The sequence below is a fragment of the Rhodococcus sp. DN22 genome (genome assembly GCF_036669995.1).
Lineage (GTDB): Bacteria > Actinomycetota > Actinomycetes > Mycobacteriales > Mycobacteriaceae > Rhodococcus_F > Rhodococcus_F erythropolis.
In genome coordinates this window covers 4,957,926-4,979,053 of the sequence record NZ_CP133326.1, presented here as the reverse complement: position 1 = coordinate 4,979,053, position 21,128 = coordinate 4,957,926, and the positions used below count along the sequence as shown (strand labels likewise).

Sequence of the window (21,128 nt, the reverse complement as noted above, 5' to 3'; positions counted from 1 at the left end):
GCGCAGACGCCAACAGGCGACGCTCGCACAGCCCGAAGTAGAGGTGCCCGAGTGCGAGCACCCCTACGTCAACAGGGCAGGATCGACCGCTATTCCGGGAGGCCCGCGGGTAGTACGAGGATCTTCACGTGTTCGTCGGGTGCGCGCAGAGCTGCGAAAGCGTCCGAGACTCCATCCAGACCGACCCTGCCGGTGATGATCGCTTCGGCGTCGATCTCGCCGTCGGCGAGCCTCTGCAGGGTGATGTCGTAGGCATTCTCGTAAGGACCGTGACCGAAGTTGATCGAGATCCTCCGGAACTGCCCGACGACGGGAATGATCGTCTCGTCGCCGAACGGCGCAGCCAGAACCTGAATCCGCGAGTTGAACGGCAGAGTGTGCATCAGTTCTCCGATGACTCCCGCCCGCCCGCTGCATTCGTAGGCGATCAGAACTCCGTTCGCGGCCTGGCCGACAAGCTGGTTGCCTTCGGCGATCATTCGATTCCACAGTTCGATCGGATCCTGCTCGGCCGGATCGACGACGATGTCCGCGCCCATCTTCGCGGCGAGCTCGCGTCGTTTGGGGGAGGGCTCCGACGCGATGACGATCTGCGCTCCGCGCGCTTTCGCGGCGACGATGGCGCCCAGTCCGATCGTTCCGCAACCGATGACGAGCGCCGAATCGGCCGAGGTGAGGCCGGACTGTTGGAGATGCATCTCGCCGACGTGGAGAGGTTCGGCAAGTGTGGCGTGCTCGAGTGACAGGTGGTCGGGAACTTTGCGGACCCAGAACGCGTCGACGACTATGTGATCGCCGAACGCGCCGTGGTACTCGTTCGAGTAGCCGATGATCGTCGGGATCCCAGTAGCGGTGTCGGTGGCCAAGCCGATGCCGGCCACCCGATCGCCGATCGCGAAATCGTCTACTGCAGAACCGGTCTCGGAGACGATACCCGCGTATTCGTGCCCCAGCACCACTGGCGCGTCCGGATCGAAGGTGGCGAGCGGGTAGCCCCCGTCGTGCGCGACCTCGACGAATCGGCACGGGTCCTTCGACATGCTCAGGTCGCTGCCGCAGATCCCGCAGGCGACGACGTCGATGCGGATCTGATGGGGTGCCAACGGCGGCGGGTCGGCGATCTCGGTGACCGCGAATTCTCCCTGCTGGAAACGGACGGCCCTCATGCGCGCACGGCTCCCGTCTCGGCCGGCCGGCCGTAGTAGTCGGTATGGGCTTTGGTGATCGCTCCGACCAGCCCGCCGATCAGGTATTCGCGATTGTCCTCGGCGAACTGCATGCTCGCCTGACGCCCGACATTTCGCTTCCGGAAGTGCGGGACCACCTCGGAGGCGAACAATTCGTAGCTGCGTTTGGTGTCCTCCCAGCTCGCCATGTCGACGTGAAGGATCAAGAACGTGCCGAACCCTCCCGTCTTCTCGATCAGACGCTCGATCTGTGCGATCGCATCTTCGGGGGTACCGATGATCGCCTGACCGAACTCGCCGAGCGTGTCGTTGCGCCACTGATCGATGATTCCGGCAGGTGTATCTGCCCAGGCCGGGCTCTGGCCGGTCTGTCGATTCACGTAAGAAGCCATCGATCCGATCCGTCGGCTCACGGCGCGCTCGGCCTCGGCTCGGGTCTCGGCGAGGAACATCGGATTGACCACACGCCACGTCGCTCGGTCGGCGCGGTGGCCGTGTTCGGCCGAGACCTTCTCGTACACATCCCAGTTGCGATCCAGTGCGTCGAAGCCGCTGGGTGAACTCGCCGCCAATGAGAGCAGGGAGAGGCCGTTCTTGCCTGCGAGCACCGAACCGTTAGGGGAAATCGTGGACGCTGTCACGGTCTCGATGCCGTCCGCACGGTAGGTGGGCAGCTGTGCGCGTGCGTCACGCAACGTGAACCAGTCGGTTTCCATGTTGACGACCTCGCCGCGAAGCAACGCGAGAATGGCCTCGAGCGCTTCGCCCTGGCGACGACGCTGGTCCGACGGGTTGATGCCCATCATGTGTGCATCGAGGGGGATCTTGCCCGGGCCGGTGCCGAAGATGAGCCGTCCGCGGGTCTGCAGATCGAGCTGAGTGATGCGGTCGGCCGTGATCAACGGGTGGTGATAGGGCAGAGACGTCACGCCTGTGCCGAACTGGATGCGCTCGGTTCGCTCTGCGGCGGCCGCGATGAACATGTCCGGGGCAGGCACGATCTCGGCGCCGGTCGAATGATGCTCACCCATCCACGCTTCTTCGAATCCGAGGTGGTCCAGGTGTGTCATGAGGTCGATATCGCGTCTGAGTTGCAGGGCGGGATCGGCGTCGAGCGGGTGGTACGGGGCGAGGAAGGCTCCGAAGCGGATGGACGATGCGGACCACACGATGACAACTCCTGTCGACAGGGGAGTGATTTGGATCACTCGCTCTGATTGAGATGTCTAACATGGATCAACTGATCCAATAAGTTGAGCCTCCCGCACAGTGGGAGATTTGTAATCACCTGTAGTTCAACGTTATCTGGTGCATTGACGTCGGATATCGTTGTTGCAAGTCGATCGACTGAACCAAGTACTTTCCGAAGGAGTATTGAAGAGGTATGCAACTGGCCGTCACAATCACCCCCGACTCCTCGACCGTCGAACTGAACAGTGTCGACGACTTCACCAGTCTCTCGGTCGTCGTTGGCGGCGACGATCGATCCGAGACTCTGAGTCGGGTACTGGAACCGTGGGGGGAACTCGAGGGGGATCACGTCTGGCTCGACATCGGCCACTTGGAGCAAGCCGTCGCTGCCCGGATCGGAAACACCGAGTGGAGACAGAAGTTCTCCGCGATGGTGGACTACGCACGCGCCCACGGCTGGGTGGATCGCGACAACAGGGTGCGAGCACACCGTGAATCACTCTGACTCCGCGTTCGCCACGGTTGAGACGTTTGTCGAGCCCGTGCGAAGCTCGTTCGTATGACCGACTCCCGGCAGAACCGTCAAGGCGACGCGACGCGTCTGCGTTTGCTCAAAACTGCTGAACGGCTTTTCGCGACAGAGGGATTGGATGCAGTTTCGCTGCGCTCGGTCAACGCCGCGGCCGGTCTCGGGCCGTCATCGGTCCACTACCATTTCGGAACCAAGGACGATCTGGTCGCAGCGGTGCTGTTGGACATGGGAACGTCGGTGCGAGATCAGATCAGCGCGAACGTCGACGCCCTCTCCGCCGACAAGACGCCGCCGACGGTCGAGGCGCTGGTACGGGCCGTCACTGCGCCCTACAAGGCATTGCTCCTTCGCCATCGCACGCGGGGAATGCGATGGATCAGAATCGTCACGCAGATCTCGCAGCCGCAGATGTCACGACCGGGCCATCCAGCCCTCGAGGCGACCGAGCTGCACCTGCGTGAACATCTTCTCGACCAGGTCCGTCGTACTTTTCCTGCTACCGATCCCGAACGGCTCGAGACTCGCTGGGCGATTGCCTTGATGGGCTTCCTTCAGGCGTTGAGCCGGGCGGACGATTGGAGCGGAAGTGGCAAGCCGCTCGCGCCGGAGCGGCTTGCCGACTTCTACGAGGACCAGGTCGTCTTTCTGGTGGGTGGTGTGCGGCAGTTATTGGGGTGAGCGCCTAATCGATGCGTCTCCTATTTCTGCGCGACCATTGACTTCCGCATTTCCATTACATGAGTAATAGCTTCGGAAATTCCGGACCGGTAACCGATATTCTTTTCGGAATCACCCGGAGTGGAATCAAGCTCCGATTCGAGTCTCGTTTGAATGCGGTCCAGGGTATGGATTGTTCTTTTCACGATGGTTGATTCTCTTTCTGCGGTAAATCCGATAGAAGTATTCCGGATTGCCGAGCGTGTTCGTCGAGGACGCAGAGTGAAGCGAGGGTCATGCCCGCTGCGTACCCGCGCGAGCGTGCGTCAGTTCCTCGATTACGTGACTTGAACAGGTTGAACGTTTCGTGCAGGTGCACGAGGGTGTCGGTGGAGGCAGGCATTGGTCAGCTTCGCAATCAGCTCGTCTTCTCTGGACTTTGCTGTCAGCTCCGCTTCCGCTTACGGATGAACTCGGAAGACTCCGCAGTTTTCGCCCGCTTCTCCGCGCGGCGTTCCTTGATCGACTGGGCGGGTTTCTTCATGTTCTTACCCGGCGCCTTGTCAGCCATTGTCGCTCCTCATTTTTCGAAGTGGCAATCACAAACTGACCTCGACCATACTTCATTTACAGAAAAAAGCCAGTTGCTTCTTTTTTTGCTACTTTTTTCCGGAGTCGACGGGGCTGACGGAAGTAATTCGGTGCAACGTGAAACGGCGAACCGCGCCGCTCGCGGGGTCGAAGGCGTCCAGCTGTCCGCCGCCCACGCTGACGGGGTCGACGATGCGATGCGTCGCGACCCCCTGGGCGTCGACGTAGCCGATGTTGACGCTCGAATTGTCTCGGGCCGCCGTGGCCAGCAAGGCGATGGTGGCGGCGTTGTTCTCCCGTGAACCGTCCGTTCGCACTCCGCCGCGGCCGGGGGCGGAAGCACGGTCTCCGGCCCGCATCGTGCGGACCAACGACGCCAGCTGATCCGCCGACGGGCTCGCCGGCATCCTCGACGCCGGTCGGCTGCGACGGTTGGGTACACGTGCCCCACGTGGGCGGAGATCGACCAACGTGCCCGAAGAGTCCTCACCTGCCGGCGCGAATCCGGCGGCTCGCAGCTCGGTCAGGACTTCGCGGAGAGGGGCCTGCGAAATCGCGACGGTGGGAGCCAAGGCGCGCAGTGCCAACGGCTCGGCCACTGCGGATGCGAGGACCTCCGCCAGCAGTGACGCGTCCTCACATCGAATGAACGACGCCGCCACTCCGGCACGCAGTCGTCCGTGTCGACGGGCGACATCGTCGATCAAATACGAAAGTGATTGGGGGACAGGAGTCTTCGATTTCGAAGCGAACATCGCATGCAGTTCGGTGGCCGTCAGACCGGCGTCGAGCGCACGACGCACGCTGTCCTCGCTGATGCGGTACATGGACGCCGATCCGGCCGACTCGATGTCTGCGACCAGGCTCACCTGCTCGAGCAGGTCCGGTACCAGCGGGCCGGGCGCAACCAGAGTCAGATCCGCCTGGACCAGGATGTAGTCGATGGGCTCGGGTAGCGCGGACTGCATTTCGGCTTCGGCGTCCCCGCCGTGCAGCAAGGCTCGTCCAGGTGACGACAACGCGCCGCGGGCCACCAGCCCGAGCGCGGCGGCCTCGTCCAGAGTCCGCTCGATCGCGAACGTCCGCAGGCGCCCGCTCCATCGCGGGCGTCGCCACGCCAGCAGCCGACTTACCTCGACGGCCGACGCGGTCTGGCCGCTGTCGAGTTCGGAGAGCAGCCCGAGAATGGCCTGACGATCTCGCGGAGCCGCCGGAGCGCGGCCCTCCTCGGACAACGCCGCGATCGGCTTGTCGGTGGAATCGCGCAGCCCGATCATCCACGGGACTCGAGGTACGTCGACCCAGGCGGACGCCAGGACCTCCCACCGTCGCGCTGTGGATGCGTTCAGCCAGCCGTCGACCGCGAGCGTGGGCGTCCAGTATTCGTCCGCGTTGTCCGAGACCGGCGCCGGATCTGGTGTTCCACTGGCGATGAGTCCGGCTGCCGAGAGCAACTCGACAAGTAGGCTCACGCGCGCTTCGTCGAGATCGGCCGTCTTGGCCACGCGTCGTAGTTCTCGAACACCGAGCCCACCGGCTCGCAGTGCGGGGGCCGGCGCTGCGCCCAGAACAGCGATCACGTTCTCGCATTGGCGTACCAACTCGAGCGCCTCGCCGGCTGCTGCGGCGTTCACGTCCGCCGGCTTGAGTTTGTCGCCCCCGATGACAGGTGCGGTCAGCGTCGTCGGATCGAAAACCGGCTCGCCGCGGATGACCTGACGAACCGTCGCCGGAAGCTCGACGGTCTGCTCGTCGAGCCACCGCAGCAGGCCGGCCGCCAGCAGTCGTTGAACCGGGCGCTCAGGCGGCGTTCCGGGGGCAGCGTCGCGGGTGCGACCGATCGGGCTGGAGTTGGCGAGTGTCTCGAGGAGATCCCGCTCGCGGGTGTCCAGAGCGTTGAGCGCAGCCGAGATCTCGGTCTCGGTCATTGCCTCGGCAGGTTCGAGGGCGCGCCCCACACGCCACGGAATCATCCCGATGACTGCCGGGACGACGCTGATGGGATCGACACCCCAGATGAGGGCGGACGCGCGCATCTTCGACAGAGACTTGTCGACGGCCTTCTTGGTGACCTTGCCCTTGCCGGTCAGGGCGCGTTCGGCGATCGCACTGTTGAGCTCCGCCCGCGTCATCGGAGTTTCCTCGGCGCCGGCCAGTGCCAACAATTCGAGAAGACCGAAATCGAGGGTGTCGAGTTCGTCCGCGGCTCGGCTGACCGACGCGCGTTGCTGTGCCCGACCGCTGAGAACCACCATCGTGCTCGGCGGCGGTACGGCCAGATCGGGGCGCAGACGCAGCAACTCCGTCAACTCGGCGTCACTGCGCGCCGAGAGCCAATCGGTCAGACTTTCGGCTGCGGAACTGCCCGCCGGGGTGCCACGTGTTTCGGTCATCAGGTATCAGATTAGAGACCTGGTCTGTACGGCGTAACGGCGTCCTGTCAAAATGACTTCGTGGCCAACAATTCGAAGCAACACTATGTAGATCCAGGATGGCCGGAAACTGCAGACGGAGATCACGCAGTGACCGAATTGTCATCGACCCGCGCAGGTGGACTTTCACCCTTCGGCGAGGACACCACCTTTCCGGTTCCGGTGGAGTCACTTCCTTACGTACACCCGCACACCGTCATCAACCGATAACAACTCGACACGAAGAAGGCCCGCACCGAATCGGTGCGGGCCTTCTTGATGTTCGAGCGTCCGAGCGGACAGTCTTGCCGGTGTTACTTGAGGAACGACTTCGCGGTGTCGGCGACTGCGAGGATCTGCGGGTCGACCGGGATGCCGTTGGCCTCGGCGAATGCGATTGCCTGATCGATGGCGTCGGCGACCGGGTGTGCAACGGTCTGTGCGACCTGCTGCGCCGGAGCCGGAGCTGCCTGAGGAGCCGTCGTGGCCGGAGCGGAACGCTCGGTGGCGCCGCTGCTCAGCCCGAGGCTGGAGGAGCAGGACGGCCATGCGCCCCAACCCTGGTTTGCGAGAACACGCTCGGCAACAACGATCTGCTGCTCGCGAGTGGCCTGGTTTGCGGTGGCTGCGTACTGTCCGCCGCCGTGTGCGTTCCACGTGCTGGGGGAGAACTGCAGTCCGCCCTGGTAACCGTTGCCTGTGTTGATGGCCCAGTTTCCGCCGGCCTCACACTGGGCGAGACGATCCCAGTCGGAGTCGGGGGCAGCGTTTGCGGTTCCGGTGGCTGCAATTCCTGCTACGCCCATGATGGCGCCGGTGACGGCGACCTTGGCGACAGTGCGGCCGGTGGTGGTGGGCTTGCGATGGCGTCCGCTCATGATGGTCGAAATCCTCTCCACACGCGCCTGCGAGGTCAGCTGTCGGGTTCGGGCTGAGAGGTCGCCCGGCCTCGCCTTTCCTGGCTGGAAAGGGTCTGGCTTCACCCCAAGATTCGGTCTTGCGATCGAACCGGTGTCCACTGGAGAACTTTTCTGTTCTCACAGAGGACTTTGGGTCCCCCGTCCTCGTCCCTGGAATGCTCTGTCGGAAGTCCGGTACCCGCGGGACAAGGCTTGGCGCGGCGGGCCGGAGGTGGCCGAGTTTCCCGGCCGAAAACGACGGTAACGGCTCGAGTCGCTCGTGTCACCATTTGATAACGCGGCGTGGCGAAAGACGTACAACGCGTCACACAAAGCGCAGGAGACTCTTCCCAGGTAGGTGGGGGTGCCCGAGTGAATGTCCGGTTGTGTCCGTTCCGTTATCCATCCGTAATGTGAGCAAGGTCACACGTTATGCGGAAATAGAATTTCGGGCGATTGAGAGGTGCGTCGATCCGGACCCAAGGTTGTGGCCCGTGTCTCAACATCGACTTTGGAACTTAGGTTAGGTTTGCCTGACTTGCCTCGCTTGGGCAGGTTTCGCAGAGTCTTCCAAAGAAGTAGGGCACCCCTCATGAAACTGCAATACCGTCGGCGTGTGGTCACCGCGTCACTCGCCGTTGCCGCTGCTGCTGTCGGCCTGGCCGTCACTGCTCCCGCTGCACACGCCTCACCCGAGGATCCGACACACGGTGTTGTCGGAAGCTATTCCGCAACCCAGCCCGGCGACATCGTCGTCGACGCGGCAACCCACCGCGGATACATCACGCAGTACGGCGGACCGACCAGCTCGTTGTCCGTCGTCGACACGAACACCGGCAAGTCCGTCGGCACCATCGACGGCGTCGTCGGTTACCCGTCGGCACTTGCCGTCGACTCGGGCCTCGGACGCGCATACGTGTCCTCCTCCTACGGCGGCGCGATCTCGATTGTCGACACGAAGACCGGCAAGGTCGAAAAGACGGTCACGCTGAGCGAGAAGAACCCCGACGGCTCGCGTCCGCAGATCAACGATGTCGTCGTCGATCCCACAACACACCGCGCGTACTTCTCGGACTACAAGTCCGGCAACATCCGAGTCGTCGACCCCAACGCCGCCGACGCCGTGTCGAGCATTCTGGTCCACAAGTCGGCAACGCCGACCAAGCTCGCCTTCGACAGTGTCCGCGGCTTCCTCTACATCGCGGACACCAACTTCTTCGACGAGAATTACGGCCGCACGCTGTGGCAGGCGGACGTACGCAAGGGCGGAGCACTCAAGTCGATCGTGCGTGCCGACAACCTCTACCCGGTCGACGTCGATGTCGACACGAACACCGGCAACATCTACATGACCGACACCCGGGCAACCAACCTGTGGGCGATCACCCCGGCCGGCGCGGTTCTGTCGAAGACCACGCTGTCTCCGACCGCGATTCCCAACGGCGTGGTCGTCGACGCTGCGGCAGGCATTGCATATGTCGCGGACGTCATGAACGGACACCTGTGGTCGGTCGATCTGACGACCCGCGCCACCACCGCTCTGACCGATACCAAGGTTCCGGCACTGGAGAAGGTCAAAAACCTCGCGCTCGACACCTCGACCGGCGCCATCGCGTCGACGACCAACGGGGGCAAGGTGACAGTCGTTGCTGCGTACCCGCTACCCGCCACCGTCGAATTGCCTGCCGCTCAGGTAGGTAAGGCGTATTCGCAGAAGCTCACTGCCGCCGATGCGCGCGCAACGTTTGCACTCACCAGTGGCACTCTGCCCGGCGGACTGTCCCTCGCACAGGACGGCACCATCTCGGGTACCCCCACCGCTGTCGGCAGCGTCACCGTCGAGATCACTGCGAAGAGCGTGCTTTCGCGTGCTTCGAGCGTGACCATCGTGGTCTCCGAGGGGCCGGTCGGCCCCGTCGATCCGGGCAACCCGGGAACGGGAACCGGTTCGCTCGGTAACCTCCCCGGACTCGGTAGCCTCGGCCGCTGATACGACCTGATACCAGAGAACCCGACCACAGCAACTGCTGTGGTCGGGTTCTTCGGTCCGCGGGCCCGCTATGCGTAATCGACGCGGTCCACGACTATGCGTAATTCACCCGGTCCACGTCGACGATCTCCTTGCCGAGCGGCATCAGCGAGATCGGAATCATCTTCAGGTTCGCGACCGCGAGCGGAATTCCGATGATCGTGATCGCCATCGCGACGGCGGTGACGATGTGTCCGATCGCCAACCAGATACCGGCGATGATCACCCAGATGACATTGCCGATCATCGAACCGACACCAGCGGTCGGCTTGTCGACGACGGTCTTACCGAACGGCCACAGTGCGTAGATGCCGATGCGGAATGCCGCGATTCCGAAGGGAATCGTGATGATGAGGATGCAGCAGATGATGCCTGCGGCGAAGTAACCCAACGCCAGCCAGAAGCCGCCGAAGACCAGCCAGATCACGTTCAGGAGGATTCTCATGGTCAGTGACCTTTCGGTTGGAGGCGGGAGTGATCAGCGCACGCGTCGACCGGATCTGAGCGTGTAGACGATGGCCAGGAGGAAGCCGATCGGGCACGCGAGTGCTACCAGGTACAACGCCAGGCCGGGTGGGGTGTCGCTGAAGATATGGACTGCGAAGATGGCCACGATCGCCAGGAATCCGACGATGAACAGTGCCATCGCCGTACGGAACAGACCGTTTCCGGTGCCGGAAGTGCGCGGGTTCGGTTGAGGGTCCACACCTACGAGGATAGTGCCTGTAAACCTGGGTGCCGACCCGGGTTCGTCACAGGTAGACTGTTAACAGACTGCGCGCCCCGCTGAAGCAAGTGTGGGGCGCGTTCTTTTGCATTCTTCCACCGGAAGCGATGCGAGCAAGGCCATGAGGCTCTTCCGAGAGCCTCCCGAGCACATTGGGGCAGACGCCCCAGTCGAGTGATGAGCAGGTGAACGCGGTGCCGACCGGCAAGGTGAAGTGGTACGACGTCGAAAAGGGTTTCGGCTTTCTGTCGCAGGAAGAGGGCGAGGACGTCTACGTCCGTGCTTCCGCTCTCCCCGAGGGCGTCGAAGGCTTGAAGGCCGGCCAGCGCGTCGAGTTCGGAATGGCTGCGGGCCGCCGCGGTCCGCAGGCACTGAGCCTGAAGGTACTCGAGCCGGCGCCGTCGTTGCGCGGCGCGACGGCGACGCGTCGTGAGCCCGTCGAGCGTAAGCACACCCCTGATCAGTTGCACGGCATGGTCGAGGACATGATCACGTTGCTCGAGGCGAAGGTCCAGCCGGATCTGCGCAACGGCAAGTACCCGGACCGTAAGACCGCTCAGCGGATCTCCGAGGTCGTCCGGGCCGTCGCTCGCGAGCTCGACACCTGATCGCTCGATACGAGCTGCCGTACACGGCTTCGAAACAAAATGCCCTGCACACCAATCGGTGTGCAGGGCATTTTCGACGTTCCGGGGATCAAGCGGTCTTGATCGACCAGATCAGCAGTCCCTGTTCGCTTCCCTCACCGACGGCGAGGTGGATTTCGACGCCGACCAGTTGCTTGACGGGATCGCTCGAAGACTCGACCGTCACTGCCAGGGCCTCGCCGGGCTCGAAGACTCGGGGCTCACCGGTCTGGTTGCCGTCGGCATCCTCGTAGACGGCGAGCAGTGCCCACTGCGCATCCGAGACGTCCGTCGACAACGACAGCTGCAGCGGGTAGCCCGCTGGAACGTCGAGTGCGTAGATGTCGCCCACCTGGGCGCACTGGGACAGGTCGATGGTGCAGAAACCGGCAGGGTTCGTTTCGATCGTCTTGCCGTGTGCGTATGCAGTGATGACCGGCAGCTTGTCGGGGTCGTCGTTGATGTTCTTGATGATCACGAAAAGAACGGAGACGTAAGCAACCAGTGCCACCACCATCAGGACACTGATCGCTGCCACGATCTTCTTTGTTCTCGAGCGCATCATCACTGCGGAGTACTTCCTTGTCCTCGGTTGGATTTACCGGTGTAAATCACTTCGGTCACTTCTTGTTCGGCCAGATCGGGTCGCTTCCCGCCGAGGCCGGGCAGGAGGCTGCTTCCTCGGTAGCTCAGGAAGGTCTGCAGAAGCCCGATCGTCAGGAACACCGATACAACAGTGAACCCGATCCAGTATTCGGTCGGAAGCAGAACCCCCAATGCGCCGCCGAGTACCCAGCTCAGCTGCAGAACCGTCTCGGATCTACCGAATCCGGACGCGATCGATTCCTCGGGCAGGTCGTGCTGGAGTGACGCGTCGAGTGAGACCTTGGCGAGCGCGCTGGCGGCCGATGCGATGAGCGTGGCAAGCGCGGCCGTCATGAGGTTGTCCGTCAGAGCTGCGATCACCGCGATGATCCACACCGACGCAGTACACCGGAGCACGATCAAGGCAGGCCGGCCGAGCTTGAGGCGCGCACCCGTGGCATTTCCGGCGAAGTTACCCAGACCGGCTGCTGCGCCGACCAGGCCGAGCATCATGGCCTGCTGGAGCGGCTCGTGATCGGTGCGTGATTTGGCGACGAACGCGATGTAGAGCGTCAGGAAGCCGGTGAGCACGCGAATGGTGCCGTTGCCCCAGAGTCCGATGATCACGGCGCGTCCGAGAGGCTGACGGACCTTGGCAGGTTTGGCGTCCGGCTGCGGTGGGGCGCTGCCGGCGTGATGCGCTTCGTCCGGGTGGTAGGTGATGGTCGCGGGAACCTCACCCTCGGTGACCTCGACCCACGACGGGATTCGCATGCTCAGATATGCGCCGAACACGGTGACGGCGACCGCGAACCACAAGGCGCCGGTGGAACCGAAAGCCAGCGCGAGCGCACCTGCGACAGCGCCGGCCCCGATCGTTCCACCGATCAGCCCGAAGACCGTCAGACGCGAATTCACGCGCACCAGGTCTATTTCCGGTGGTAGGACGCGTGGTGTCACTGCGCTCTTGAGCACCGAGAACGATTTACTGAGCACCATCATGCCGAGCGCGGCCGGATAGAGGATCCAACTGTCGAAGTTGAAGACCAGGATCACCGCGAGGAGCGTCCGGATTCCGAACGACGACGCGAGTGCGATGCGGCGTCCGCGCTGCAACCGGTCGAGCATGGGGCCGATGAGCGGTGCGATGACCGCGAACGGTGCGATCGTGATCAGGAGATAGAGCGCGACCTTGGTCTTGTCCTCGCCCGTCGCGGCCGAGAAGAACAGCGTGTTGGCCAGAGCGACGGAGATCGCCGCGTCGGTCGCGTTGTTCGTCATCACCGCGTAGGTGAGAGCGGTCAGACCGGACTTGTCCGCGCCGTCGGCCTTCGCCGCGCGCTGGAAGGTCGCGATGCCCTTGTTCGTCAGTTCGCGGCTGCGCATCGCTGCGACGCGAGTGACGGTGAGCTTGCGAGGCATCGGTGGAGCCTTGGGAGCGTCCGCCCCCGGCGTCTTCGAACCGGCCGCGGATTCGGAGTCTCCCCGCGATTCGGGAATCGGATGCAGCGGTGGCAAAGGCGTGCGACGGGCAGCGGGACGGGCCGAAGGTGGGTAATTGTCCGGGCGGGCCGCGGGTGGGTAATTGTCGTAACCGGGGTGCACCTGTTGCCCCTCCGGCTCGTCGTGGATTCGCCGAGTTTCGGGGTCGTAGGGTTCGCGCGGTCCGGTCACCACTCAATTCTGTCCTAGTGTCGGCGCGGCTACCACGCACACCCCTGCGAGTCCTGTGTCATGTCGGACTCAGTTAACAAAACGGACTTCGAACATCTGCGGCCAATACTTGCCGGTGAGCAGGAATCGATCGGTACCGGGAATCTGTGCGATGCCGTTGAGAACGTCGACGGTGCTGGTCGATCCATCCGTGACGAGTTCTTCGCGTAGCTCCGATGCGTCGTACACGTTCGTTACGGTGCCGTCCGACGGGTCGATTCGGACGACGGTGTCCGTGGTCCAGACATTGGCGTAGACGGAGCCGTCTTCGGAGCATTCCAGTTCGTTCAGTTTGCCGACGGACTCCGAAGATCTGGTGACGTCGACGGTCGAGATCGACGCGAAGGTTTCGGGATCGCGAAAGGTCAACGTGGCCGAACCGTCGCTCGAGACCAGCCGATCCCCGAGCGAACAGATTCCCCATCCCTCGGTGTCGAGTGGGAACCGCCCTCGTTCGGTCAAGGTGTCCTTGTCACGGGCGATGGCAACGCCGTCTTTCCAGGTGAGTTGCCACAGTGTGTCTCCGGCAACCGTGATGCCCTCACCGAACAACGGCGGGTCGAGATCGGCACGCGCAACTTCCGGTCCCGAAGCGGGGGACTGCTCGTCGGAGATCTCGCTCGAGCGCACCCAGGACTGCCCGACGCGTCCGGTGCTTTCGTACAACCGGTTTCCGTCGATCTCGAGGCCCTGCGTGAACGCGTCGGGATCGTGCGCGGACACTCGAACGATCTCGACGGAGCCGGTTTCGGACGTGAGGTTGTCGGGAGCGCCGGGGGAATCGGAGCACCCCGCCAAGGCCGAGGCGATCACGGCGACCACTGCAAAAGTGCGCACGGAATTGGCGTGTGACCTACTCATCTGCCCAGCATGGCAGCCCAGTGCGTTGCGGACTTGCGGTGGTGCGGCAAACTGGAGGAGTGAGTGTTGCTACTTCTCCAGAGCGTGCAGTGCCGCGCCCAGTACTGGCCGATGCGGTCGAGCTTGCCCGAAAGGCAGTCGTCGACCTGCATGAAGGCGGTGTGGGGGCATACCTCGGCGTGACGTCGGAGGACGAATTTGCCGCCACCCATCGATTTGCAGCAGACATTCCGGGATACCGCGGTTGGCAGTGGGCGGTTGTCGTCGCTGCCGGACCGGAGGACACCCACGCCACGATCAGTGAGTTGGCGCTGTTGCCGGGTCCCGACGCGTTGGTTGCGCCGGAATGGCTGCCATGGGATCAGCGGATTCGTCCCGGCGATCTGTCCGTCGGTGACCTACTCGCCCCGCCGGCCGAGGATCCTCGCCTCGTTCCCGGCTACGTCGCCACCGGTGACCCGGAAGTCGACGAGGTAGCTCTCGAAATCGGGCTCGGCCGCAAACAGGTCATGAGCCGCGAGGGCCGACTCGATGCCGCGCAGCGTTGGTTCGACGGTGACTTCGGCCCGGAGTCGGAGATGGCGAAGGCCGCGCCGTCGACGTGTGGACTGTGTGGATTCTTCCTTCCACTCGCCGGTTCGCTGCACGCAGCGTTCGGTGTGTGCGGAAACGAACTCTCCGCAGACGGCCGTGTGGTCAGCGTGTCCTACGGTTGTGGCGCGCACTCGGACACCAGCCTGCCGCTCGGTGCGGGCTCGCCGCAGTTCGACGCATTCGACGACGGGGCCGTCGAGCTGATTGCGGTGCCCGCTCGCCCGTCGAGCGCTGTTGCAGTTGAGGATTCGGTATCCACCGAGTAGAAGATCCGTTCGGTACGGACGCACTCCGCGAGGCGACGCTGCGCGCGTGGTCGGAATCTCCGACGCGATTGCGTGAAGACGCGGCTGCGGAATCCGACCTCGCAAAGGCCGGGTACCGCGACCGTCTGCTCACCGAACTGGCGCAGAACGCTGCCGATGCAGCTGCACGCGAGGGCGTCCAGGGCTCTTTGTGGGTGGATGTGGACGGTCGGACGCTGACGGTGGCGAACACGGGCCGTCCACTGGACGAATCCGGTGTACATGCGCTGACCGCGCTGCGCGCGTCGAACAAGGTCGACGCCGACGAAGGTGTGACGGGACGGTTCGGCGTCGGATTCTCGGCAGTTCTCTCGGTCAGTGACGAGGTGGAACTGCGCTCGTCGACGGGATCGATTCGATTCTCTGCCTCGCACACTCTGCGCGAGATCGAGTCTCGCGAACTCCCGGTACCGGAAACCGGTGTCCCCGTACTTCGTTTGGTGTGGCCGTCTGGCGAATTGCCGAGCGATGGTGCTGATTCGGAAGTGGTGCTGACGCTTCGGCCGGACGTCGATGCCGCGGCGCTGCTTTCGCAGATGACACGTGAGGCAGTCGACCTGCTGCTCGAACTCCCGGCTCTCGGATCAATTCGTCTGGGTGAGAAAACTTTTCGGCGATCGGAACGGGTGCTGGATTCCGGCCTCGTCGAGATCGCGATCGGTGATCGCACGTGGTGGCAGTACACCGCGCCGAACGCGCGATGGTTGGTGCCGGTCCGCGACGGGGTCGTCGAGCCGGTCGCAGACGACGTCCTGCGGGCGCCGACGCGATCCGACGAGGAGCTGTCGATCCCCGCGATCATCATTGCCGACATTGCAATGCAACCCGATCGGCGACGCATCATGCCCGCTGCACCGATCGCTCCGCTTGCCGAGGGGTACGCGAAGTTCCTTGCTGCACTACCTCCTCGGCAGCGAACGGCACTCGTCCCGATCCCTGCCTTTGCCCGCAGCGAAACCGATTCGCTTCTGCGCGAAGCGCTTCTGAAGGAGCTGCAGGAAAACGAGTGGCTTCCGGTGGTCGGTGAACCCGACCGCGCGCCGCAGCGAGCATCCGTGGTGCCCGGGCTCGGTGATGACCTTGCCGAGTTGCTCACCGACATCATCGGCGGCCTGGTTGTCCCCGAGCTCTCCGGCCCCAAGCACGAGCGAGCACTCGCGGCAGTGTCGACGCACCGCATCGGGCTCGCGCGCATCGCGGAACTGCTCAGCGGTTCGGAACGTGAACCGAAGTGGTGGAATCGACTCTATTCGGCTCTCGAGCCCTTGGTGATCGACACTCTTGCGGTGGAAGAGCTTGGAACACTGCCGGTTCCGCTCTCCGACGGACGGACGGTGACCGGGCCGCGGACCGTCGTCGTCGGCGTCGAACTGGGCGAAGACGCGCCGTCGGTGCAGTGGACGAGGTTGGTTCATCCCGTCGCGGTTCACCCGTTGCTGTCTCGATTGGGAGCGCAGACCGCGAGTGCCACCGACCTGCTGTCCGATCCGGCGCTGCGCGCATTGATCGAAGATGCTGCGGACCAAGATGATTCGGTAGCGACGGAGTTGGCGCAGGTTGTACTCGGATTGGCGGCCCACGTGGCGCCAGGAGCGCTGCCGTCGTGGATCGGTGAAGTGCTGCTTCCTGATTCGGAGGGCGAATTGCGGTCCGCCGACCAACTTCTGCTTCCGGGAGCTCCCCTTGCAAGCGTCCTGGTCGAGGATTCTCCCTTCGGCATCGTCGACGCTGATTTTGTTCAGCGGGTGGGGGAGCAGGCGCTACGGGTAGTCGGTGTCGGGTGGGGTTTCACGGTGGTCCGTGAGGAATTGCCGTCCGGCCCCGATCACGATCTCGACGCCGAAGACACATGGTGGGACACCCTCGACGAGGACCCCGAATACATCGAAGCCGTGCGCGATCTCGACCTCGTGGACGAAGACCGCTGGCCGCAGGCGCTGTCGCTGCTGGTCGAGTCGCCGGCGACGCGGGCGCTGCTCACCGACCGTCGTGGATACACGGCGTGGTGGTTGCGTTCGAATGCCGAACTCGGCGGTGAGGTGCTGGGCTTGCTGCGCGCTCCGGGCGATCGCACCTTCGAGGGATTACTCGATGCTGCCGAACACCCCGACGCCGGATTCTTCTCCGGATTGCTGGCATCGGATACCGTCGACGATCCGGAACTGGCTCAGCTGCTGCTCGATCGGCTTGCCGACCCACTACGGATGCCGGCCTCCGCCGTCGTCGCGCGGACGCACCGACTACTGGGGGAGGCAGCGCAGCGACGGGTTCTCGACCTGGAGGAACTGCACCTGCCGCCGTTCGTGCGAGGCCTTTCCGGCGACCTGGTCGATCCCGGCGACGCCCTTGTTCTCGACCGACCGTGGCTGGGAGCGGCACTGCCTGCACAACGAGTGGTGCTCGGCAGCTTCGAGACGGCCGACGCACTGGCAGATCTGCTCGACGTCGCGACGGCGTCTGCATCCGTTCACGGACGAGTGAGCAGCACCGGCGTCGTGACGACGTGGGCGAACGAACCGCAGGCAGTTCTCGGCTTCGCAGCCCTCGGCCGTGAGGTTCCCGGCGGCGAGGTAGTGATCCATCACGAACTGTCGGTGGAACTGACGGGGGCGGTCGAGACGACGGTGATCGTGCCGTGGTGGGTGGACTCGGACGGCGTTCATCACGTGATGCGTACGTGGACTCTGCCGCAAGGAATGTGAGGGCAGATGTCTTTTGATCAGTGGGTACTCGACAGCGCAGTGAGTCAGCGGACGGCGTGGCTCGTGGACGTCGTCGACGTCATCACCGACAGCGGCGGAACCCTCGCGTCGTGGCTGATCGCGACGCTGCTCACGATCGTGCTTCTGGTTCGGGGACTACGCACCGAAGCTCTGCTGATCGCCGGATCGATGTTGACCGGTCTGCTCGTGATGAGCGGATTGAAGCGCATCTTCACGCGAACCCGTCCACCCGTGCCGGAGCGGTTGATCGAAATCGATTCGTATTCGTTCCCGTCGGGCCACGCGATGATGAGCGCGATCCTCGCGACTTCGGTTGCCGCCGTGATCCTTCGTCTTGCCTTGCCGAGGCTCGCGAAGATGGCAATGCTCGCGAGCCTCGGCCTGTACACGATCGCCGTCGGATTCTCCCGCGTCTACCTGGCTGCCCATTGGATGACCGATGTACTGGCAGGTTGGGCGTTCGGGATGATGTGGGCCGGGGTGTGGATCTGGGGAACCGCGCAGATCAGAAAGCGCCGGGCGCTGGTTACTTCGTGAGCTCGGCGAGTAGTTGGCTCGTGGCCCACGGCAAGCTCAGTGCCGAGCTTGCGGTCAAGGCCGCACCGACCTGCGGAGCCTGATCGTCGTTGACGTAGACGACGCGATTGTCCTTGACCACGTCGAGTTGCTGGAAGCCAGGGTTGTTTCGGACCGCCTGTGCGGCATCGGGATTGCCGATGACAACGAGACGGTCCACGTCGAGAAGATCCAGTCGTTCGGTGGAGATCGGCGCGTAGAACTCACCGTTCATCAAGGCCTCGACCGCGGGAGCAGGTTTGAATCCGAGACTGCCGAGAACCCGTCCGCGGGCGTCCTCGGAGGAGAAGGCGTAGAACTCCGGGGTCGCGTCGACGCTGATGATCACCGCGGTCTGGTCTGCAAATTCCGGGTGAGCGCTTCTGGCGTCGGCGAACTGCCTGTCGATATCGGCGACCAACTTCTCGCCGTCGGCTTCGCGACCCACTGCCTTCGCTGCGGTCTTCGTCGTGATCTGCCACGGAGTTGCGTAGTCGCCGTAGGCCGGATCCTTCGCGACGGTCGGGGCGATCGCGGAAAGTGTGCTGTACAGGTCTTTGTCGATGCTCGAGTAGAGCGCGAGGATCAGGTCGGGCTCGAGCGCAGCGATCTTTTCGACGCTGATCGTGGTTTCGGGATTGCTGCCGACGACGGTCGGTTCGGTTCCGCCCCAAGGGTCGGTGACCCATGGCCACGTGCGGTTGACGTCCGGTTCGCCCGGGTACTGGTTGACCATTCCGACGGGCTTGATGCCCAGAGCCAACAGAGCCTGCTCGTCGTTGTAACCGACGGTGACGATCCGTTGTGGTTCGGAATCGATCGTGGTGCTGCCGAAAGCGTGATCGATCGTGACGGGGAAGGCGCCACCACCGGAACTCGACGAACTACTTGCTGCGTCGTCGTTCGAACTGCAGGAGACGAGTGCTGTGCCGACCAGGGCGACCACAGCAACGGATGTCAGTCTCGTCCAACGTCCTCGGCTTTTCCAACGATTTCGGTGCGAGATCTTCACGGCTACGTGGTTCCTTTCAGCATTGACAAGCTAAGACCGACACGAGAGTGTAGGGTAGGCTTACCATACTGAAAGGGTGAATCGACCTGCTCAGTCGACTAGACCGGCGCCCTGTTGTGCGCCCTTGTCACCGCGCACAGCTGCGCGTCGTTGAATGGAGAACAGAGCGAAGCCGAGGAAGCCGACTCCGATACCCGCGTAACAGATCGGGAGTGCATCCGACCAACGATCGCCGCTCACCGCGACCACGATCGTGGCGATCACCCACAACGCGGTGCCGATGATCAGTGCCGGCGCGGGTGCGGACAATTTGCCGATCAGGCCTGTTGTGTTGCGAGTCTCCGTCACAAAATTAACGCTACCCGTACCCCGGTGGCCTACTCTCCCTAGTGCGACCGGCTTCATGTGCGCCGGCACACGGCGACCTACAGCGATGGGGAAAGAACAAACATGGCGGCACCCGGCAAGATCCTCGACACCTATTTCAAGATCAGCGAACGAGGGTCGACGATCTCGACCGAGATTCGCGGCGGTGTCGTCACCTTCGTGGCGATGGCCTACATCGTGGTCCTCAACCCCCTGATCCTCGGCAGTTTCTCGGCTGACGACGCTGCAGCGAAGACCGACGTTCTCGGCAACATCCTTCCGGTCAACCAGGTGGCTGCGGTCACCGCTCTGGTTGCGGGCCTGATGAGCATCGTCTTCGGTGTCGTTGCCAACTATCCGTTTGCCATCGCCGCGGGTCTCGGCATCAACAGCCTGCTCGCCGTCACAATCGCACCTCAGGTCACCTGGCCCGAGGCGATGGGCCTGGTGGTCATCGACGGTGTGATCATCGTTCTGTTGGCACTCACCGGTTTCCGAACTGCGGTGTTCAATGCGATTCCCTCGGCATTGAAGTCCGCGATCGCGGCCGGTATCGGCATGTTCATCGCCTTCATCGGACTGGTCGACGCCGGATTCGTCCGCCGTATCCCCGATGCCGCCGGTACGACGGTTCCCGTCGGACTCGGAATCAACGGCTCGATCGCTTCGTGGCCGACCGTGGTGTTCATCTTCGGTGTGCTGCTCATGGGTGTTCTGGTAGTGCGCAAGGTTCGTGGTGGACTGCTGATCGGCATAGTCGTCACGACGATCCTCGCCGCGATCATCGAGGCAGTTGCCGACGTCGGACCCTCGCTCGGAACCAACCCCAAGGGCTGGAACCTCAGCATCCCCGCGATCCCGGAGATGCTCGGTGGTATGCCTGATCTGAGCCTGGTCGGCGACGTCAGCATCTTCGGCGCATTCACCCGCATCGGTGTTCTGGCCGCCAGCCTGCTTGTCTTCACCCTCGTGCTCGCGAATTTCTTCGACGCCATGGGCACGATGACGGGTCTCGGTAAGGAAGCCGGCCTGACCGACAAGGACGGAAACCTCCCCAACGTCGGTCGCGCGCTTGTCGTCGAAGGCGCGGGCGCGATCGTCGGCGGTGGCGCTTCGGCGTCGTCGAACACCGTGTTCGTGGAATCCGCGTCGGGTATCGCCGAAGGCGCCCGCACGGGCCTGGCAAACGTCGTGACCGGACTGCTCTTCCTCGTCGCGATGTTCCTGACGCCGCTCTACTCCGTCGTGCCGATCGAGGCAGCTGCGCCTGCCCTCGTCGTCGTCGGTGCGCTGATGATCGGGCAGGTCCGAGACATCGATTTCACCAAGTTCTCGGTTGCTCTCCCGGCGTTCCTGACCATGATCGTCATGCCGTTCACCTACTCGATCGCCAACGGCATCGGCGTCGGCTTCATTTCATGGGTGGTCCTGCACGCTGCCAGCGGTGGTATCAAGAAGATCCACCCGTTGCTCTGGATCGTGGCGGCACTTTTTGTGGCCTACTTCACTGTCGGACCCATTACCGACGCCCTTACGTGAAATCAGGGTTGACCGGTATTCGATT

Annotated in this window: 21 protein-coding genes and 1 riboswitch; of the genes, 9 read left to right on the top strand and 12 right to left on the bottom strand. The window is 63.5% G+C overall.

All coding sequences use genetic code 11. The annotated features are described in order from the left end of the window. Window positions 1–89: 89 nt before the first annotated feature. Entirely contained in the window at window positions 90–1,166 is a 1,077-nt protein-coding gene (locus RA302_RS22705) for an alcohol dehydrogenase catalytic domain-containing protein (protein WP_030535354.1), read from the bottom strand. Then, on the bottom strand, window positions 1,163–2,395 hold the full coding sequence (locus tag RA302_RS22700; protein WP_230587454.1) for an LLM class flavin-dependent oxidoreductase: 1,233 nt from the start codon (window positions 2,393–2,395) through the stop codon (window positions 1,163–1,165). The genes RA302_RS22705 and RA302_RS22700 overlap by 4 nt, the downstream gene beginning before the upstream one ends. A 176-nt stretch (window positions 2,396–2,571) precedes the next feature. Here RA302_RS22700 and RA302_RS22695 point away from each other — a divergent pair, with 176 nt between their 5' ends. Then, window positions 2,572–2,883, top strand: coding sequence for a hypothetical protein (locus RA302_RS22695; RefSeq protein WP_030535356.1), 312 nt, complete (start codon window positions 2,572–2,574; stop codon window positions 2,881–2,883). Window positions 2,884–2,937: 54 nt separating this feature from the next. Then, window positions 2,938–3,588: a TetR/AcrR family transcriptional regulator gene (locus RA302_RS22690; RefSeq protein ID WP_003940633.1), complete on the top strand. Its 651-nt coding sequence runs from the start codon at window positions 2,938–2,940 to the stop codon at window positions 3,586–3,588. A 424-nt stretch (window positions 3,589–4,012) separates the two neighbouring features. Here the strand turns inward: RA302_RS22690 and RA302_RS22685 are convergent, their stop codons facing one another. Both RA302_RS22685 and RA302_RS22680 read right to left on the bottom strand, forming a co-directional pair. Continuing rightward, window positions 4,013–4,138 carry a hypothetical protein gene (locus RA302_RS22685; protein WP_007733507.1) on the bottom strand — a complete coding sequence of 42 codons (126 nt, stop codon included), beginning with the start codon at window positions 4,136–4,138 and terminating at the stop codon, window positions 4,013–4,015. An 88-nt stretch (window positions 4,139–4,226) separates the two neighbouring features. Further along, complete coding sequence (locus RA302_RS22680) at window positions 4,227–6,551, bottom strand: helicase-associated domain-containing protein (RefSeq protein WP_030535357.1); 2,325 nt, start codon at window positions 6,549–6,551, stop codon at window positions 4,227–4,229. 60 nt (window positions 6,552–6,611) lie between these two features. On the opposite strand from RA302_RS22680, the gene RA302_RS22675 reads away from it, so the two are divergent. Further along, window positions 6,612–6,800: a hypothetical protein gene (locus RA302_RS22675; RefSeq protein WP_019744939.1), complete on the top strand. Its 189-nt coding sequence runs from the start codon at window positions 6,612–6,614 to the stop codon at window positions 6,798–6,800. Between the two features lie 83 nt (window positions 6,801–6,883). Here the strand turns inward: RA302_RS22675 and RA302_RS22670 are convergent, their stop codons facing one another. Next, window positions 6,884–7,447 (bottom strand): transglycosylase family protein, encoded by a 564-nt coding sequence (locus RA302_RS22670; protein ID WP_003939675.1) that lies wholly within the window; start codon window positions 7,445–7,447, stop codon window positions 6,884–6,886. 8 nt (window positions 7,448–7,455) lie between these two features. Further along, a riboswitch (cyclic di-AMP (ydaO/yuaA leader) is annotated at window positions 7,456–7,676 on the bottom strand. Between the two features lie 384 nt (window positions 7,677–8,060). Between RA302_RS22670 and RA302_RS22665 the strand changes: the two genes are divergently transcribed. Further along, window positions 8,061–9,458 (top strand): YncE family protein, encoded by a 1,398-nt coding sequence (locus RA302_RS22665; protein ID WP_030535358.1) that lies wholly within the window; start codon window positions 8,061–8,063, stop codon window positions 9,456–9,458. A gap of 94 nt (window positions 9,459–9,552) precedes the next feature. On the opposite strand, the gene RA302_RS22660 is transcribed toward RA302_RS22665, so the two are convergent. Continuing rightward, complete coding sequence (locus RA302_RS22660) at window positions 9,553–9,942, bottom strand: YccF domain-containing protein (RefSeq protein WP_003939919.1); 390 nt, start codon at window positions 9,940–9,942, stop codon at window positions 9,553–9,555. Window positions 9,943–9,975: 33 nt separating this feature from the next. Next, window positions 9,976–10,203 carry a hypothetical protein gene (locus RA302_RS22655; RefSeq protein ID WP_003940194.1) on the bottom strand — a complete coding sequence of 76 codons (228 nt, stop codon included), beginning with the start codon at window positions 10,201–10,203 and terminating at the stop codon, window positions 9,976–9,978. Between the two features lie 215 nt (window positions 10,204–10,418). On the opposite strand from RA302_RS22655, the gene RA302_RS22650 reads away from it, so the two are divergent. Beyond that, window positions 10,419–10,832, top strand: coding sequence for a cold-shock protein (locus RA302_RS22650; protein ID WP_007733502.1), 414 nt, complete (start codon window positions 10,419–10,421; stop codon window positions 10,830–10,832). Window positions 10,833–10,920: 88 nt separating this feature from the next. Here the strand turns inward: RA302_RS22650 and RA302_RS22645 are convergent, their stop codons facing one another. The 3 genes from RA302_RS22645 to RA302_RS22635 all read right to left on the bottom strand — a co-directional run bounded on the left by RA302_RS22645 (window position 10,921) and on the right by RA302_RS22635 (window position 14,009). Continuing rightward, a complete protein-coding gene (locus RA302_RS22645; RefSeq protein ID WP_223304425.1) occupies window positions 10,921–11,388 on the bottom strand; it encodes a DUF2771 domain-containing protein in 468 nt (155 codons plus the stop codon). Window positions 11,389–11,414: 26 nt separating this feature from the next. Further along, entirely contained in the window at window positions 11,415–13,109 is a 1,695-nt protein-coding gene (locus tag RA302_RS22640) for an MFS transporter (RefSeq protein WP_223304424.1), read from the bottom strand. 69 nt (window positions 13,110–13,178) lie between these two features. Further along, window positions 13,179–14,009: a glutaminyl-peptide cyclotransferase gene (locus tag RA302_RS22635; RefSeq protein WP_230587455.1), complete on the bottom strand. Its 831-nt coding sequence runs from the start codon at window positions 14,007–14,009 to the stop codon at window positions 13,179–13,181. A 38-nt stretch (window positions 14,010–14,047) separates the two neighbouring features. Between RA302_RS22635 and RA302_RS22630 the strand changes: the two genes are divergently transcribed. From RA302_RS22630 to RA302_RS22620, 3 genes are all read left to right on the top strand, one after another. Further along, window positions 14,048–14,869, top strand: coding sequence for a DUF3027 domain-containing protein (locus RA302_RS22630; RefSeq protein ID WP_030535360.1), 822 nt, complete (start codon window positions 14,048–14,050; stop codon window positions 14,867–14,869). Window positions 14,870–14,937: 68 nt separating this feature from the next. After that, window positions 14,938–17,610 carry a molecular chaperone Hsp90 gene (locus tag RA302_RS22625; protein WP_030535361.1) on the top strand — a complete coding sequence of 891 codons (2,673 nt, stop codon included), beginning with the start codon at window positions 14,938–14,940 and terminating at the stop codon, window positions 17,608–17,610. Between the two features lie 6 nt (window positions 17,611–17,616). Beyond that, a complete protein-coding gene (locus tag RA302_RS22620) occupies window positions 17,617–18,168 on the top strand; it encodes a phosphatase PAP2 family protein (protein ID WP_030535362.1) in 552 nt (183 codons plus the stop codon). On the opposite strand, the gene RA302_RS22615 is transcribed toward RA302_RS22620, so the two are convergent. Next, window positions 18,158–19,198 carry an iron-siderophore ABC transporter substrate-binding protein gene (locus RA302_RS22615; RefSeq protein WP_030535363.1) on the bottom strand — a complete coding sequence of 347 codons (1,041 nt, stop codon included), beginning with the start codon at window positions 19,196–19,198 and terminating at the stop codon, window positions 18,158–18,160. The genes RA302_RS22620 and RA302_RS22615 overlap by 11 nt on opposite strands. 90 nt (window positions 19,199–19,288) lie before the next feature. Further along, complete coding sequence (locus RA302_RS22610) at window positions 19,289–19,546, bottom strand: DUF2530 domain-containing protein (RefSeq protein ID WP_007733492.1); 258 nt, start codon at window positions 19,544–19,546, stop codon at window positions 19,289–19,291. A 102-nt stretch (window positions 19,547–19,648) separates the two neighbouring features. Between RA302_RS22610 and RA302_RS22605 the strand changes: the two genes are divergently transcribed. Beyond that, window positions 19,649–21,103 carry an NCS2 family permease gene (locus RA302_RS22605; RefSeq protein ID WP_003940242.1) on the top strand — a complete coding sequence of 485 codons (1,455 nt, stop codon included), beginning with the start codon at window positions 19,649–19,651 and terminating at the stop codon, window positions 21,101–21,103. The last annotated feature ends 25 nt before the right edge of the window (window positions 21,104–21,128 follow it).

Coding starts and splice junctions, on each gene's coding strand:
- RA302_RS22705 (WP_030535354.1), bottom strand. CDS start 1,166: ATGAGGGCCGTCCGTTTCCAGCAGGGAGAATTCGCGGTCACCGAGATC.
- RA302_RS22695 (WP_030535356.1), top strand. CDS start 2,572: ATGCAACTGGCCGTCACAATCACCCCCGACTCCTCGACCGTCGAACTG.
- RA302_RS22690 (WP_003940633.1), top strand. CDS start 2,938: ATGACCGACTCCCGGCAGAACCGTCAAGGCGACGCGACGCGTCTGCGT.
- RA302_RS22685 (WP_007733507.1), bottom strand. CDS start 4,138: ATGGCTGACAAGGCGCCGGGTAAGAACATGAAGAAACCCGCCCAGTCG.
- RA302_RS22680 (WP_030535357.1), bottom strand. CDS start 6,551: ATGACCGAAACACGTGGCACCCCGGCGGGCAGTTCCGCAGCCGAAAGT.
- RA302_RS22670 (WP_003939675.1), bottom strand. CDS start 7,447: ATGAGCGGACGCCATCGCAAGCCCACCACCACCGGCCGCACTGTCGCC.
- RA302_RS22665 (WP_030535358.1), top strand. CDS start 8,061: ATGAAACTGCAATACCGTCGGCGTGTGGTCACCGCGTCACTCGCCGTT.
- RA302_RS22660 (WP_003939919.1), bottom strand. CDS start 9,942: ATGAGAATCCTCCTGAACGTGATCTGGCTGGTCTTCGGCGGCTTCTGG.
- RA302_RS22635 (WP_230587455.1), bottom strand. CDS start 14,009: ATGAGTAGGTCACACGCCAATTCCGTGCGCACTTTTGCAGTGGTCGCC.
- RA302_RS22620 (WP_030535362.1), top strand. CDS start 17,617: ATGTCTTTTGATCAGTGGGTACTCGACAGCGCAGTGAGTCAGCGGACG.
- RA302_RS22605 (WP_003940242.1), top strand. CDS start 19,649: ATGGCGGCACCCGGCAAGATCCTCGACACCTATTTCAAGATCAGCGAA.